The organism is Marinovum sp. E3 (assembly GCF_055755275.1).
Genome location: NZ_CM146908.1, coordinates 1,496,397 through 1,510,693 on the forward strand (window position 1 = coordinate 1,496,397; position 14,297 = coordinate 1,510,693).

The 14,297-nt window shown below is 64.7% G+C and carries 11 protein-coding genes and 1 tRNA gene; 8 read left to right on the forward strand and 4 right to left on the reverse strand.

The features are described 5' to 3' along the window. Positions 1 to 12: 12 nt before the first annotated feature. The 3 genes from tgt to AC0J5K_RS07375 all read left to right on the forward strand — a co-directional run bounded on the left by tgt (position 13) and on the right by AC0J5K_RS07375 (position 3,268). The gene (gene tgt / locus AC0J5K_RS07365) at positions 13 to 1,140 is read left to right on the forward strand and encodes a tRNA guanosine(34) transglycosylase Tgt (RefSeq protein WP_074836810.1); all 1,128 of its coding nucleotides are present in this window, start codon (positions 13 to 15) and stop codon (positions 1,138 to 1,140) included. A 93-nt stretch (positions 1,141 to 1,233) separates the two neighbouring features. Next, positions 1,234 to 2,268: a fatty acid desaturase gene (locus AC0J5K_RS07370; protein ID WP_048531993.1), complete on the forward strand. Its 1,035-nt coding sequence runs from the start codon at positions 1,234 to 1,236 to the stop codon at positions 2,266 to 2,268. Positions 2,269 to 2,425: 157 nt separating this feature from the next. Continuing rightward, complete coding sequence (locus AC0J5K_RS07375; RefSeq protein WP_420398633.1) at positions 2,426 to 3,268, forward strand: extensin-like domain-containing protein; 843 nt, start codon at positions 2,426 to 2,428, stop codon at positions 3,266 to 3,268. Between the two features lie 7 nt (positions 3,269 to 3,275). On the opposite strand, the gene AC0J5K_RS07380 is transcribed toward AC0J5K_RS07375, so the two are convergent. Beyond that, positions 3,276 to 4,142, reverse strand: a complete 867-nt coding sequence (locus tag AC0J5K_RS07380) for a hypothetical protein (RefSeq protein ID WP_274564924.1) — start codon at positions 4,140 to 4,142, stop codon at positions 3,276 to 3,278. Between the two features lie 332 nt (positions 4,143 to 4,474). On the opposite strand from AC0J5K_RS07380, the gene lon reads away from it, so the two are divergent. Both lon and AC0J5K_RS07390 read left to right on the forward strand, forming a co-directional pair. Further along, complete coding sequence (gene lon, locus AC0J5K_RS07385) at positions 4,475 to 6,886, forward strand: endopeptidase La (RefSeq protein ID WP_048531991.1); 2,412 nt, start codon at positions 4,475 to 4,477, stop codon at positions 6,884 to 6,886. 461 nt (positions 6,887 to 7,347) lie between these two features. Then, a tRNA-Val gene (locus AC0J5K_RS07390) sits at positions 7,348 to 7,422 on the forward strand. A 165-nt stretch (positions 7,423 to 7,587) separates the two neighbouring features. Here the strand turns inward: AC0J5K_RS07390 and AC0J5K_RS07395 are convergent. Next, a complete protein-coding gene (locus AC0J5K_RS07395) occupies positions 7,588 to 8,679 on the reverse strand; it encodes a helix-turn-helix transcriptional regulator (protein ID WP_274564920.1) in 1,092 nt (363 codons plus the stop codon). 250 nt (positions 8,680 to 8,929) lie between these two features. Between AC0J5K_RS07395 and AC0J5K_RS07400 the strand changes: the two genes are divergently transcribed. The 3 genes from AC0J5K_RS07400 to purU all read left to right on the forward strand — a co-directional run bounded on the left by AC0J5K_RS07400 (position 8,930) and on the right by purU (position 11,760). Then, positions 8,930 to 9,691 carry a hydroxypyruvate isomerase family protein gene (locus AC0J5K_RS07400; protein ID WP_274564918.1) on the forward strand — a complete coding sequence of 254 codons (762 nt, stop codon included), beginning with the start codon at positions 8,930 to 8,932 and terminating at the stop codon, positions 9,689 to 9,691. A gap of 248 nt (positions 9,692 to 9,939) precedes the next feature. Then, complete coding sequence (gene folD / locus AC0J5K_RS07405) at positions 9,940 to 10,842, forward strand: bifunctional methylenetetrahydrofolate dehydrogenase/methenyltetrahydrofolate cyclohydrolase FolD (RefSeq protein ID WP_420398634.1); 903 nt, start codon at positions 9,940 to 9,942, stop codon at positions 10,840 to 10,842. 33 nt (positions 10,843 to 10,875) lie between these two features. Beyond that, entirely contained in the window at positions 10,876 to 11,760 is an 885-nt protein-coding gene (purU, locus tag AC0J5K_RS07410) for a formyltetrahydrofolate deformylase (RefSeq protein ID WP_048531987.1), read from the forward strand. Positions 11,761 to 11,773: 13 nt separating this feature from the next. Here purU and AC0J5K_RS07415 read toward each other — a convergent pair whose 3' ends face one another. Continuing rightward, positions 11,774 to 13,252, reverse strand: coding sequence for an aldehyde dehydrogenase (locus tag AC0J5K_RS07415; RefSeq protein WP_274564552.1), 1,479 nt, complete (start codon positions 13,250 to 13,252; stop codon positions 11,774 to 11,776). Positions 13,253 to 13,260: 8 nt separating this feature from the next. Next, entirely contained in the window at positions 13,261 to 14,295 is a 1,035-nt protein-coding gene (locus AC0J5K_RS07420) for an LLM class flavin-dependent oxidoreductase (RefSeq protein WP_274564553.1), read from the reverse strand. Positions 14,296 to 14,297 lie beyond the last annotated feature (2 nt).

Sequence of the window (14,297 nt, forward strand, 5' to 3'; positions counted from 1 at the left end):
AAATCCGGGCGCATGACACAGACCTCCTTCACGCTTCACGCCAGTGATGGCCGCGCCCGCACCGGGGTGATCTCGACCCCGCGGGGCGATATTCGCACCCCCGCCTTCATGCCCGTCGGCACCGCCGCCACCGTCAAGGCGATGCTGCCGGAAAGCGTGCGCGAGACCGGGGCCGATATCCTGCTGGGCAACACCTATCACCTGATGCTGCGGCCTACGGCAGAGCGCATCGACCGGCTGGGGGGGCTGCATGTCTTCATGAACTGGCAGCGGCCGATCCTGACCGACAGCGGCGGCTTTCAGGTGATGAGCCTGGCGAGCCTGCGCAAGCTGACCGAGCAGGGCGTGTCGTTCAAATCGCATATCGACGGCTCGAAACACATGCTCAGCCCGGAACGTTCGATGGAGATCCAGCGGCTTTTGGGCTCTGACATCGTGATGTGTTTCGATGAATGCCCGGCCCTGCCTGCCGACCGCGACCGGATCGCCGAGAGCATGGAGCTTTCGATGCGCTGGGCCGCGCGTTCGAAAGCGGCCTTTGGCGACCGCCCCGGGCACATGCTGTTCGGGATTCAGCAGGGCGGGCTGGAGCAGGACCTGCGCCAGCACTCCGCCGAGGCCTTGCGGGAGATCGGCTTTGACGGCTACGCCATCGGCGGGCTGGCGGTGGGCGAAGGCCAGGAGGCGATGTTCGGCTGTCTCGATTTCGCGCCCGGACAATTGCCCGAGGACCGGCCACGCTATCTCATGGGGGTGGGCAAGCCCGACGATATCGTCGGCGCGGTAGCGCGGGGCGTCGACATGATGGATTGCGTGCTGCCGTCGCGATCGGGGCGCACCGGGCAGGTCTTTACCCGGCTGGGCCAGCTCAACATCAAGAACGCGCGCCATCAGGACGATCCCAGGCCGCTGGACGAAAGCTGCGGCTGTCCGACCTGCCGCAACTATTCGCGGGCCTATCTGCATCATGTGTTCCGCAGCCAGGAGATCATCTCGTCGATGCTGCTGACCTGGCACAACCTGCATTATTACCAGGAACTCATGGACGGAATGCGCACCGCCATCGCCAAGGGCGGCTTTGCCCAATGGGCGTCCGAGTTCCATGCCCAGCGGGCCCAGGGCGACATCGATCCGCTGTAGAGCCGCGCCGCAGAGCCGGATGACGTTAAGCTAACGTTTGCATGCTTGGGTTATTGCTCTATGAAGCCGGCCAACCAACGAGCAAGCAGGCGCATGACCGAGACACCGCAATCGCCCCGGCGATCCCCCGAACCGCGCGCCGCGCGCGACTGGGTCAAACTCCTTTCGGAATACCGTGATCCCGATACCACGCGCAGCTGGTTCGAGCTGGCGGTGACCATCGGGCCCTTCGTGCTGCTCTGGGCGCTGGCCTGGTGGTCGCTCGGGGTGAGCTACTGGCTGACGCTGGCGCTGTCGTCGCTCAACGCGGCCTTTCTGCTGCGGCTCTTTGCCATCCAGCACGATTGCGGCCATGGCGCGTTTTTCCGCAACCGCACGCTCAGCGACTGGCTGGGCCGGGTGCTCGGCGTGCTGACGCTGACACCTTATGACGTCTGGCGGCGGTCGCATTCGATTCACCACAGCTCTGCCGGCAATCTCGGCCGGCGCGGCATGGGCGATATCCACACCCTGACCGTGGCGGAATATCGCGACCTGACGCCTTACAACCGGCTGATGTACCGGCTTTATCGTCATCCGCTGGTACTGTTCGGCCTGGGGCCGGGCTATCTGTTCTTTCTGCAAAACCGCCTGCCGCTCGGCTTGATGGAGACCGCGCGCTACTGGATCAGCGCGATGTGCACCAATGCGGCGATCCTCGCCCTGCTGGGGCTGATCTTCTGGTTTGGCGGGCTGATGCCGATCCTGCTGATCTTCTTGCCCTCGACGCTGCTGGCCGCCACCGCCGGGGTCTGGCTGTTCTATGTGCAGCACCAGTTCGAGACCACCCATTGGGAGGCCGAGGAAGACTGGCAGTTGCACGATGCCGCGCTGCATGGCAGCTCGCATTACGTGATGCCGGCGGTGCTGCAATGGCTGAGCGCAAATATCGGCATTCACCACGTGCATCACCTGCACAGCCGCATCCCGTTCTATCGCCTGCCGCGTGTGCTGCGCGATCACGCAGATCTGGCCACCGGCAACCGGATGACGATCCGCGAAAGCTTTCAGAACGCGCGCCTTCATCTTTGGGACGAAGACAGCCGCCGGCTGCTGTCGTTCCGCGAGGCGCGGACGTTGATCGGCTAGGGCGGCTTCGGCAGGTCGTCGCCACCGGCCGGCCTGGACGGGAACCCGAGGCGAAACCCGGCGTTGACCGGCCATGATACGCCGAAACCGCCACACCGCTTATGTGAGTTCGCCTCCGGCCCGGCCAGCGCCGCGCGAGGACGCGCGGCCGCGACACATGCCGTCGGCGGCGGCGGCTGGCGACCGGGTGTCACAATCTGGCGGGATGTGGGGCGCGGTTCTGGTCGCGGCGCTGGTCGCCTTTCCCGTCGTGGCGCAGGAGGCGGACGCGCCCGCCCGGCCCGAGGTGCCGCCCGAGACTTCCCTGAAACCGCAGGCCCGGCCTGCTGACCGCGCCGGCACGCCCGATGCCGATGAACCGGGCCGCGACGCGCCGCTCGCCGCCGGGCAAGGTCTGGCGCCAGAGACGCCGCCGAAACCCGACAGCATCGCCATGGGGACGGCTGAGCTGGCGGCCTGTCTTGCCGCGCTCGATCTCCTTGGCGTGCAATATCAGACGATTGCCCCGATCAGTGAACCAGAGGATGCCGCCTGCGGCATCCGCCAGCCGGTCGAGGTCAGCGCCCTGCCGGGCGGGGTGGCGCTGGAGCCGGCGGGCCAGATGCGCTGCGAAACCGCGCTGGCGCTGGGGCAATGGGTGCAGGATTTTGTCATTCCGGCGGCAGAGAGGCTGCCCGAGCGCGGGGCGCTGGCGGCGATCGACCAGGGCAGCAGCTACATCTGCCGCCGCCGCAATTCGCAGCCCGATGGCAAGCTGTCGGAACATGCGGTCGGCAATGGCATCGATATCACCGGCTTCCGCTTCGCGTCCGGCGCGCCGATCCCGATCCAGCCACGTGAACGTGACGGCGGCATGGCCGAGGCGTTCCAGGATACGGTGCGCGCCACGGCCTGCCTGCATTTCACCACGGTGCTGGGGCCGGGGACGGATGCCACCCATTCCGATCACCTGCACCTGGACGTGATCGCCCGGAGCAGCGGCTTCCGGCTCTGTCAGTGAGTGCCGCTCACGCCCGGAGCTTCAGCAGACCTTCGATCGCTTCCTGACGGCCTTCGCCGATGTAGCGGTTGTAATCGGGGTGCTCGAACAGGTGGCCATAATAGATCTGGTGGCGGTACGGCAGGTAATCCTGATGGATCAGGTTCTGGTTGCGGTGGATGCGGATCGCCTCCTGCCCGGCGTTCAATTCGGCAATGGCGCGCAGCTGGCCATTGTGTTCGCCGTACATTTCGAGCTCGGAGCCGAGAACATCGTCGAAATACATGAAGATCCGCGGCAGGAAATGTTCGGGCTTCTCTGCCACTTCGTCAAAGATGTGAAAGCTTTCGCGGGTCGAGGAATGGTAATCGGTGTCATTGAACATCACGCCGATCGGGGCGGGCTTGTGGGCATCGAGAAAGCCGGCGATGGTTTCGCGGATGTCGCCGATCACCAGCTTGGCCTGCGGCACCCGGGCTTGCAGCGCGGCCTGGTCCATCCGGTATTGCTTGGCGGCGAACCAATAGGGCAGGTCATAGGCGCCTTCCGGCTCCGGCATGCCGGCGCCGGTGTCAAAGCCGTAGCATTCGACGGTGACCCCGGTCACCGCCTTCACCTGTTCGGCAAAGTCGCACATGTAGGCCAGCCCGTTGCCGCCGGCGACGCCGAACTCGATGGCTGAGATCCGGTCATGACCCAGCGCCTTGCCCAGCCGCGCGGCATTGAGCATGCACCAGGCGTAATGCGGGCGCTCGACGGCCAGCATGTCGACCTGGAAATCGACCGAATATTTCATCCGCGACGCGGTGGCGCGGATCAGCTTGCGGGTCAGCGCCCCGGCCATGGAATTGCGAAACTCGCGCGAATAAAGCAGGTCGGAAATCATCGCCTTCATGCGGTACCCCATATATGACAGCTGGCGCGGCGTGCTGCCGGCCGGGATAAAATACGTCGGGCCGGACGATGGCCCAAGGATTGCGCGCGGTATGGCCAACAATTGTGGCGATTTTGCGAGCGATGGCCGGGTGGATTGCGGCCCGAATCCCGGGGCTGACCCAAGATACCCGCTTGCCCCGCCGCCGCCGCGCGGGCATTCTGAACCGGACAAGACCAACCGCCCATCCTTGAATGGGACAGGGCGCCGCCCTACTTGATTAGCCTGACAGGAGCTGGTGAGTGCTGCCGCAAAGCGGGGCCGTGCCAGTTTGCCAAGAATAAGGAAAGAGCATGCAAGACCCCCTCAACTCAAGCTATCCCGTGCTTCCGCTGCGCGATATCGTGGTCTTCCCGCATATGATCGTGCCGCTTTTCGTCGGCCGTGAGAAATCGGTTCGCGCGCTGGAAGAGGTGATGGCCGACGACAAGCAGATCCTGCTGTCGAGCCAGATCGACCCCGCCGTCGATGACCCCGAAGCCTCGGGCATCTACAAGGCGGGCGTGCTGGCCAACGTTCTGCAACTGCTCAAGCTGCCCGATGGCACCGTCAAGGTGCTGGTCGAAGGCGTGGCGCGGGTGCGTATCGTCGAATACCTGGAAAACGAAGAGTTTTTCGAGGCGCGTTGCGATTACCTGACGGAAATGCCGGGTGACCAGGCGTCGATCGAGGCGCTGCTGCGCACCGTCGCGGCCGAGTTCGAGCGCTATGCCAAGGTCAAGAAGAACATCCCCGAAGAGGCGCTTGTCGCCGTGTCCGAGACCGAGGAGCCGGCCAAGCTGGCCGACTTGGTGGCCGGGCACCTGGGCATCGAGGTCGATCAGAAGCAGGATCTGCTGGAAACGTTGTCGGTCTCGGAACGACTGGAAAAGGTCTATGGCCTGATGCAGGGCGAAATGTCCGTCCTTCAGGTCGAGAAAAAGATCAAGACCCGGGTCAAGAGCCAGATGGAGCGCACCCAGCGCGAATATTATCTGAATGAGCAGATGAAGGCCATTCAGAAGGAGCTGGGCGACGGCGAGGACGGCGCCAACGAGATCGCCGAGCTGGAAGAGAAGATCGCCGGCACCAAGCTCTCGAAAGAGGCCAAGGAAAAGGCCGAGGCCGAGCTGAAAAAGCTCAAGAACATGAGCCCGATGTCGGCCGAAGCCACGGTTGTGCGCAATTACCTCGACTGGATGCTGTCGATCCCCTGGGGTGTGAAGAGCCGCGTCAAGAAGGATCTGAACAAGGCGCAGGGCGTGCTTGATGACGATCACTACGGTCTGGAAAAGGTCAAGGAACGCATCGTCGAATACCTTGCGGTGCAGCAGCGCTCGAAGAAGCTGAAGGGCCCGATCATGTGCCTTGTCGGCCCTCCGGGCGTGGGCAAGACCTCGCTGGGCAAATCCGTGGCCAAGGCCACGGGACGCGAGTTCATCCGCATCAGCCTCGGCGGCGTGCGGGACGAGAGCGAGATCCGCGGCCACCGCCGGACCTACATCGGCTCGATGCCGGGCAAGATCATCCAGGCGCTGAAGAAGGCCAAGACCACCAATCCGCTCATCCTGCTCGACGAGATCGACAAGATGGGGCAGGACTTCCGTGGCGATCCGGCCTCGGCCATGCTCGAAGTGCTCGACCCGGAACAGAACGGCACCTTCGTCGACCACTATCTCGAAGTGGAATACGACCTGTCGAACGTGATGTTCCTGACCACCTCGAACAGCTACAACATGCCCGGACCGCTGCTTGACCGGATGGAGATCATCCCGCTGGCCGGCTACACCGAGGACGAGAAGACCGAGATCGCCAAACGGCACCTGATCGGCAAGCAGATCAAGAACCACGGTCTGAAAAAGACCGAGTTCGAGCTGACCGACGAGGCGCTGTCGGACATGGTGCGCTATTACACCCGCGAGGCCGGGGTGCGGAACCTCGAGCGCGAGATCGCCAAGACCGCGCGCAAAGCGGTGACGCAGATCGTCAAGGGCGAGAGCGACAAGGTGGTCGTGAACTCCGGGAACCTCTCGGATTTCCTCGGCGTGCGCAAACACCGCTTTGGCCTGGCCGAGGATGAGCATCAGGTCGGGGTCGTGACCGGGCTGGCCTATACCTCTGTCGGCGGCGACCTGTTGCAGATCGAGGCGTTGCGCCTGCCGGGCAAGGGCCGGATGAAGACCACCGGCAAGCTCGGCGACGTGATGAAGGAATCGATCGACGCGGCCTCGAGCTACGTGCGCTCGATCTCGCCGCAGATCGGGGTCAAGCCGCCGAAGTTCGAGAAGTGGGACATCCACGTCCACGTGCCCGATGGCGCCACTCCCAAGGACGGCCCCTCGGCCGGTCTGGCGATGGTGACCTCGATCGTCTCGGTGCTGACCGGCATTCCGGTGCGCAAGGACATCGCCATGACCGGCGAGGTCTCGCTGCGCGGCAATGCGATGCCGATCGGCGGGCTGAAGGAGAAGCTTCTGGCGGCGCTGCGCGGCGGGATCAAGACGGTCTTCATTCCGGAAGAGAATGAAAAGGACCTGGCGGATATCCCCGACAACGTCACCTCGGGGCTCAAGATCATTCCCGTCACCCATGTTTCGGATGTGCTGGAACAGGCGCTGATCCGCAAGCCCGAACCGGTGGAATGGGATGAGGCTGCCGAAGAAGAGGCCGCAGCCCGGCGCGCGCTCTCGAAGGGAGACGACACGACGAGCGCCGTGGCGCACTGAGCCTGTCGCGAGAGAAATGACCGAGGCCGTCCGATCCGCTCGGGCGGCCTTTTTCGTGCGGGGACAACCCGAGGCCGTTGCACGACTGCGCCGCGCCAAAGACCACAAGGAGCATCGGCAGAAGCGCCGTTGCCGGCCAAGGATGCGCGGACCGCCTCGGGCCTGACCGCGACGACCACGGGCCGGACAGCGGGCTGCCGGCCCGCGCCGCGTTGGCAACGCGCGCCGCGCAAGTGACTGCGATCAATGATGCCTTCATCTTTGCAGACCGCCTTTCCCTACGCCGCCCGAGGTGGGCGCCGCCGGTGCAACCGGTCACGCCTTCGCCGGTCCGGCGGGGATCTCACGCACCGGCGATCGGGCCGGGCAGACAGGGGCAGGGGCGCGGGATTGGCGGTGCGGAATTTTCTCCCGATCCCCTCTTGCACGGCCCGAAAAGGGGCGTTAATAGACGCGCTACCGGGTGATTAGCTCAGTGGTAGAGCGCTTCGTTCACATCGAAGATGTCAGGAGTTCAAATCTCTTATCACCCACCATCTCCCCCCCTTTGCGACCAAGAACACCTTTTCCCCAACCGCACTGCCTCCGTTCCCGCCGAACAGACTGGGTTGCGCGGATAGCCGGCAGAGGGAGGAAACCGGAAAAAGAGCTTTGATCAATCCGGGCATCAGGGCGCGCGGGCGATCTTGCCACCGGTTCGGTTACAAAAGACCGCCTTTCAGGGCCCGGGCAACAGCCTCGAGCATTGTCCGCGCCCCGAGCTTGCGCCGAACGTTTCTGCTGTGCAGGTCGACTGTGGCAACAGAGATATCGAGTTCGAAAGCGAGCTGATCACGCCGCTGACCTTTCATCAGGCCGCGCAGGACTTCCGCTTCGCGGGCGGTCAAGACGGCCTTTTCCTCGGGAGCGTAGGCCGCGGCTTTCAGGGCTGGCAGTTCCTCGGTTGTCGCGATGACAAGGACATGTCGCCCACCGTTGGTTTGAGGCAAGAAATTCACCCGCATCCCGGGCAAAATTCGTCCGTCGGCACCGCGAACCTGGGGCAGGTCCAATGTGTTCGCCCGGCCGTATGTGGCATCCGTGGCAAGTCCGACACCGGCCTGGAACTGCGCGGCCATCGGACCGCTCAGCGTCACGACCTGATCGTTGCGAAAGATGAAATTCGGGTGTTGCCGCAGCAGGAAATCCGCCAGTCCGTTCAGGCGAAGCAAGCGGCCCTCATGGTCCAGCTCGAACATCGGAACTTCGCCGTTCAGGGAACCGTCCGCGGCCGCGATGTCGCGAACCCGGTTTCTGATCAGCTCCCGCCTGATTGCGTGCATCCGACCGAGGTCGGACTGGCGCCGATTGAGCAGCGCCATCTCATCGTCGGAAAAATCGCCGGCGTGCTTGCCCTTGTGAAAGGCCGTGACCACCCGCCCGTCCCGGGTGTCTTGCACCAGCCCGAGACACCAGAAGCGCTCGAGGCGATTCTTCACGATGAACTCGTTGTACATCAGGCTTTTCTGAAACGTCTCGGGGCTTACGAACTGGGTCAGCCGAAAGGCGCCCGTGCCGATCCTTTCATCATTGACCTGGGCCATCCACGGATCGCGGCGCATGAACTCGGCGTAGTCGTCATTGGTTTCGGGCTGCGTCCCGGCGCTTACTTCCTGAAGGTCACCGGGATGCAGCCAGAAGAACATCGCCGACGGCACATCCATGTCGCGGGCCAATTGCCGGGGCAGTGTCTCGAAGAGTTCGTTGTCAAGGGCCGCATCATAAATCTCGTGATGGGTAAGTTTTTCGTTCATTTGGGCATACTTACGACGCTGGACTGCCTTCGCCCGAAAGGTGGCAGAACTTTCGGGCGTGAGCAACATCTTGTGAACCGGGGCCCGTTCGGCGATCCCGCCTGGCCGGGCGCACGTCTCACGCGCGATCATCCGCCTCCGCGCTGGCATCGGGCCGCCGGGGCGGTTAAAGCTGTTTCCAGTCTGACTGCCCGGCGTGCCGGAGGGGTCGGAAGGTGCCGGCGCGCAGGGCTGACAGGGAGTGGAACACATGAAATTTTCGGCAAATCTCGGGTTTCTCTGGGCCGACAGGCCTTTGCCAGAGGCGATCCGGGCGGCCAAATCGGCGGGGTTCGATGCCGTCGAATGCCACTGGCCCTATGACACGCCGGCCCAGGAGGTGCGCGCCGCGCTGCGCGAGACCGGGCTGGAGATGTTGGGCCTCAACACCGCGCGGGGCGACCTGGCGGCGGGCGACAACGGGCTGTCGGCGCTGCCCGGGCGCGAACCCGAGGCGCGTGCCGCGATTGACGAGGCGCTGGCCTATGCCAGCGAAATCGGCGCGCGGAACCTGCATGTGATGGCCGGTTTTTCCGCCGGCCCGGCGGCGCAGCGCGCCTATGTCGACAACCTGGCCTATGCCTGTCAGGAGGCGGACGACGCCGGGATCACGATCCTGATCGAGCCGCTCAACCGCTACGACGCGCCGGGCTATTTCCTGACCACCACGGTGCAGGCGGATGAGGTGATCCGCGCCGTCGGGGCGCCGAACCTGAAACTGATGTTCGATTGTTATCATGTGCAGTTGATGGAGGGCGATCTGAGCCGCAGGCTCGAGGCGCTGCAAGCGCAGATCGGTCATATCCAGTTTGCCTCGGTGCCCGATCGCGGCGCGCCCGATCATGGTGAGGTCAATTACGCCCATGTCTTTCAGGTGATCGAGAGGCTTGGCTTTCCCATGCCGCTTGGCGCCGAATACAAGCCCGCCGGCGCGACCGAGGACAGCCTCGGCTGGCTGACGGCGCTGCGCTGATCCCGGCGCCGGCGCGCATTTTTCCGGACCATCGCGGCGCATGCATGCGCCGGGGGCCGGATCGGGGCAGGTGACCACTAAAGGAACCGCCAAGCTGCTATTGGAAAAGCCTGCCGCCTCTCTGCGGTCATTTCCGTCTGACCGGGCGGCAATTCGGGCTGGCGTCCGCGCTCCGGGCGTGGTCGTGATCCACCTCAGGGCCGTTTGCGCAGGAACGCCGCGGCCAGAGCGAGTGCAGGAGAGCGGATATGACGGCCCGGATCATCGATGGCAAGGCCTTTGCGGCCAAAGTGCGGGGACAGGTAGCAGGGCAGGTGACCCGGCTCAGCGAGGACCACGGGCTCACGCCCGGGCTGGCGGTGGTGCTGGTGGGCGAAGATCCGGCCAGCGAAGTCTATGTACGCAACAAGGGCAAGCAGACCGTCGAATGCGGCATGGCCTCCTTCGAGCACAAGCTTGACGCCCGCACCTCCGAGGCAGAGCTTCTGGCGCTGATCGCGCAGCTGAACGCCGATCCGGCGGTGCATGGCATCCTGGTGCAACTGCCGCTGCCCGATCATCTGAACGAGAATCTGGTGATCAACGCCATCGCGCCGGAAAAGGACGTCGACGGCTTTCACATCTCGAATGTCGGCCTGCTGGCCACCGGGCAGAAGGCGATGGTGCCCTGTACGCCGCTGGGCTGCCTGATGATGCTGCGCGAGGCGCATGGCAGCCTGTCGGGGCTGAATGCCGTGGTGGTCGGCCGGTCGAACATCGTCGGCAAACCGATGGCACAGCTTCTGCTGCGCGACAGTTGCACCGTGACGCTCGCCCATTCCCGCACCCGCGATATCGAGGCGCTCTGCCGCCAGGCCGATATCCTGGTGGCCGCCGTGGGCCGGCCGCAGATGGTGACCGGTGATTGGGTCAAGCCCGGCGCCACGGTGATCGACGTCGGCATCAACCGCATCGACGCGCCGGAAAAGGGCGAAGGCAAGACCCGGCTCGTGGGCGACGTGGATTTCGCCTCGGCCGCCGCCGTGGCCGGCGCCATCACCCCGGTGCCCGGCGGAGTGGGGCCGATGACCATCGCCTGCCTGCTGGCCAATACGCTGACCGCCTGTTGCCGCAGCCACGGTCTGCCCGAACCCGACGGCCTGACCGCCTGATCCCTTGACAGACAAATTCGCCCGGAGCCCCCAATGAGCAAATATGCCCTCACCGTTGCCTGCCGTTCGACCCGCGGCATCGTCGCCGCCATCGCCGGATACATGGTCGGGAACGGCTGCAACATCACCGACAGCGCCCAGTTCGACGACATGGAGACCGGCAATTTCTTCATGCGCATCAGCTTCACCAGCGAAGACGGCGTCGACCTGGCGACCCTGCGCGCCGGCTTTGTCGACACCGCGGCCGAGTTCGGCATGACCTGGGATTTCCATGACGAGGCCGAAAAGATGAAGGTCATCATCATGGTCTCGCGCTTCGGTCATTGCCTGAACGATCTGCTTTATCGCTGGCGCATCGGTGCGCTGCCGATCGACATCGTGGCGGTGATCTCGAACCACATGGATTATCAGAAGGTGGTGGTAAACCACGACATCCCGTTCCACTGCATCCGGGTGACCAAGGAAAACAAGCCGCAGGCCGAGGCGGCGATCATGCAGGTGGTGGAAGAGACCGGCGCCGAACTGGTGGTGCTGGCGCGCTACATGCAGATCCTGTCGGACGAGATGTGCCAGAAGATGTCGGGCCGGATCATCAACATCCACCACTCGTTCCTGCCGTCGTTCAAGGGTGCGAACCCCTACAAGCAGGCGTTTCAGCGCGGCGTCAAGCTGATTGGCGCGACCTCGCATTACGTCACCGCCGATCTCGACGAGGGGCCGATCATCGAACAGGACATCGTGCGCGTCACCCACGCCCAATCGCCCGAGGATTACGTCTCGCTTGGGCGCGACGTCGAAAGCCAGGTGCTGGCCCGGGCGATCCACGCGCATATCCACCGCCGGGTCTTTCTCAACGGCAACAAGACGGTGGTTTTTCCGGCCTCGCCGGGTTCCTACGCGTCCGAGCGCATGGGCTGAGCGCCGGACCGGATCAGCGCATCACGAAGGGATTGGCCATCGGCCGGTCCGAGGTGCTGATCCAGGTGGTCTTGGTACGGGTGTAGTCCTGGATCGCCTCGATCCCGGCCTCGCGCCCGTAGCCGGACTGGCCATAGCCGCCAAACGGCGCGATCGGCGACACCGCGCGGTAGGTGTTCACCCAGCATATCCCCGCCTTGAGCCGCGCCGAGACCCGGTGCGCGCGGGCGAGGTTTTCGGTAAAGACGCCCGAGCCGAGGCCGAACGGCGTGTCATTGGCCAGGGCGATTGCCTCTTCCTCGCTGTCGAACGGCAGCAGCGACATCACCGGGCCGAACATCTCGACATGCAATGTCGCGGTGTCGGGGCCAGCGCATTCCACCAGCGTCGGCGGCATGTAATTGCCGGGACGCGCGAGCGGCGCACCGCCAAAGCGGATCGTCGCGCCCTGGGCCGTGGCGGTGGTCAGCGTGGCCTCGATCATCGCGATCTGCGCCGCGGTGCAGAGCGGGCCGATCTGCGTCTGCGCCTCCAGCGGGTCGCCAATGGTGACCCCGGCCATCTTTTCCTCGATCCGGGCGACAAGCGCGTCGAAGACCGGGCGATGCACCAGCCCGCGCGAACCGGCGACACAGCTTTGCCCGGAGGCGCCGAAATTGCCCGCGATCAGCCCGTTGGCCGCACCTTCGAGATCGGCATCCTCGAACACCAGGATCGGGGATTTTCCGCCGAGTTCCAGCGTCGTCACCGCGAAGCTTTCGGCCGAATTGCGCACCACGTGCCGCGCGGTTTCCGGCCCGCCGGTAAAGGCGATGCGGTCGACCCCGGGGTGACGGGTGAGCGGAATGGCACAGGCCTCGGCGTCACCGGTCAGCACCGAGACGACGCCGGGCGGAAAGCCCGCCTCCTCGATCAGCCGGGCAAACTCGAGCATCGGGGCGGGGGCCACCTCGGAGGCTTTCAGAACCACCGCACAGCCCGCCGCCAGGGCCGGGCCGAGCTTGGTGGCGGTCAGGAACATCTGCGCATTCCAGGGCACGATTGCCACCACCACACCAATCGGCTCGCGGCGGGTAAAGACATGCATGTCGGGTTTGTCGATCGGCAGCACCGCGCCTTCGATCTTGTCGGCGAGGCCGGCATAATAGCGATAGTAATCGGCTACATAGGCGGTCTGGCTGGCGGTTTCGGCCAGGAGCTTGCCACTGTCCGTGGTCTCGATCCGGCCGATCCCGGCGGCGTGTTGTTCGATCAGATCGGCGAGGCGATGGAGCAGCTTGCCGCGCGCGGTCTGGCTGAGGTCACGCCAGGCTGGATCGGTCAGCGCGCGGCGGGCGGCGGTCACGGCGCGGTCGATGTCCGCAGGCGCCGCGCAGGCGAAAGTCGCCCATTCCTCACCGGTCGCGGGGTTTAGCGTGCTCATGGTCTGGCCATCCGCGCCCTCGATCCATTGGCCGTCGATGAAAAGCTGGTAATGCGGTGTGTCGGTCATCTGATCCCTCATTGAAAGGCCGGCATAACTTCGTCGATGAACCGCGCGAGCGAGGCGCGCTTGCGCTCGAAGCTCATGCCGCTGTCGATCCAGAAGGCGAATTCATCGTAGCCCAGGGCCTCGTAGGCCTTGATCCGCCGCGTCACCTCCGGCGCGGTGCCGATGGTCAGATCGCGCGCAAGGTTTTCCGGCGCCATCATCGCATTGCCGGCGATTTCCGCCGCCGAAAGCGGCGCGATCAGTCCTTGTTCCACTGGTCGCTTGTTCTGGAACCAGGCCCCGAAATAACAGTAGAAGCGCGACAGATCCCGCGCGGCCTGCGCCACGTCGTCGCCGTCGGCTCCGACATAGGTGTGGTGCAGCAGCATGATTTTCGGCCGCGCGCCATCGTGGCTGGCGCAGGCGGCGTCAAACCGGGACATCAGGGTTTCGATCTCGCGCATTCCCTGCCAGAGCGGGGTGACCTGGATGTTGAACCCGTTGTGCACGCCGAATTCATGGCTGTTGGGGTCACGTGCGGCAATCCAGATCGGCGGGCCGCCGGGCTGTGCCGGTTTCGGCGCCGAGGTGGTGGCGGGAAAGGCGAAATACTGGCCGTCATGGACGCAGTCCCCGGCCCAGAGCCGGGGCAGAAGCGGCGTCATCTCGCGCATTCGCTGGCCGGCTTCCCAGGCGTCCATGCCGGGCATCAGACGCTCGTATTCATAGGCATAGGCCCCGCGCGCCACGCCAAGCTCGATCCGTCCACCGGTCATCAGATCGGCGGCGGCGGCTTCTCCGGCGAGCTTGATCGGATGCCAGAACGGCGCGATCACCGTGCCGGTGCCAAGCCGGACCCGTTTCGTGTGATGGGCGAGGTTGACCAGCGTCGTCAGAGGGTTGGGCGCAATGGTGAATTCCATGCCGTGATGCTCGCCGGTCCAGATGGCACGCATGCCGGCGGCATCGGCCATCTTGCAAAGTTCGATGAATTCATCGTTCAGCCGGGCCTGCGGCTGGTCGGGCGTGAGCCGTTCCATATGCACGAAGAGCGAGAACTCCATGG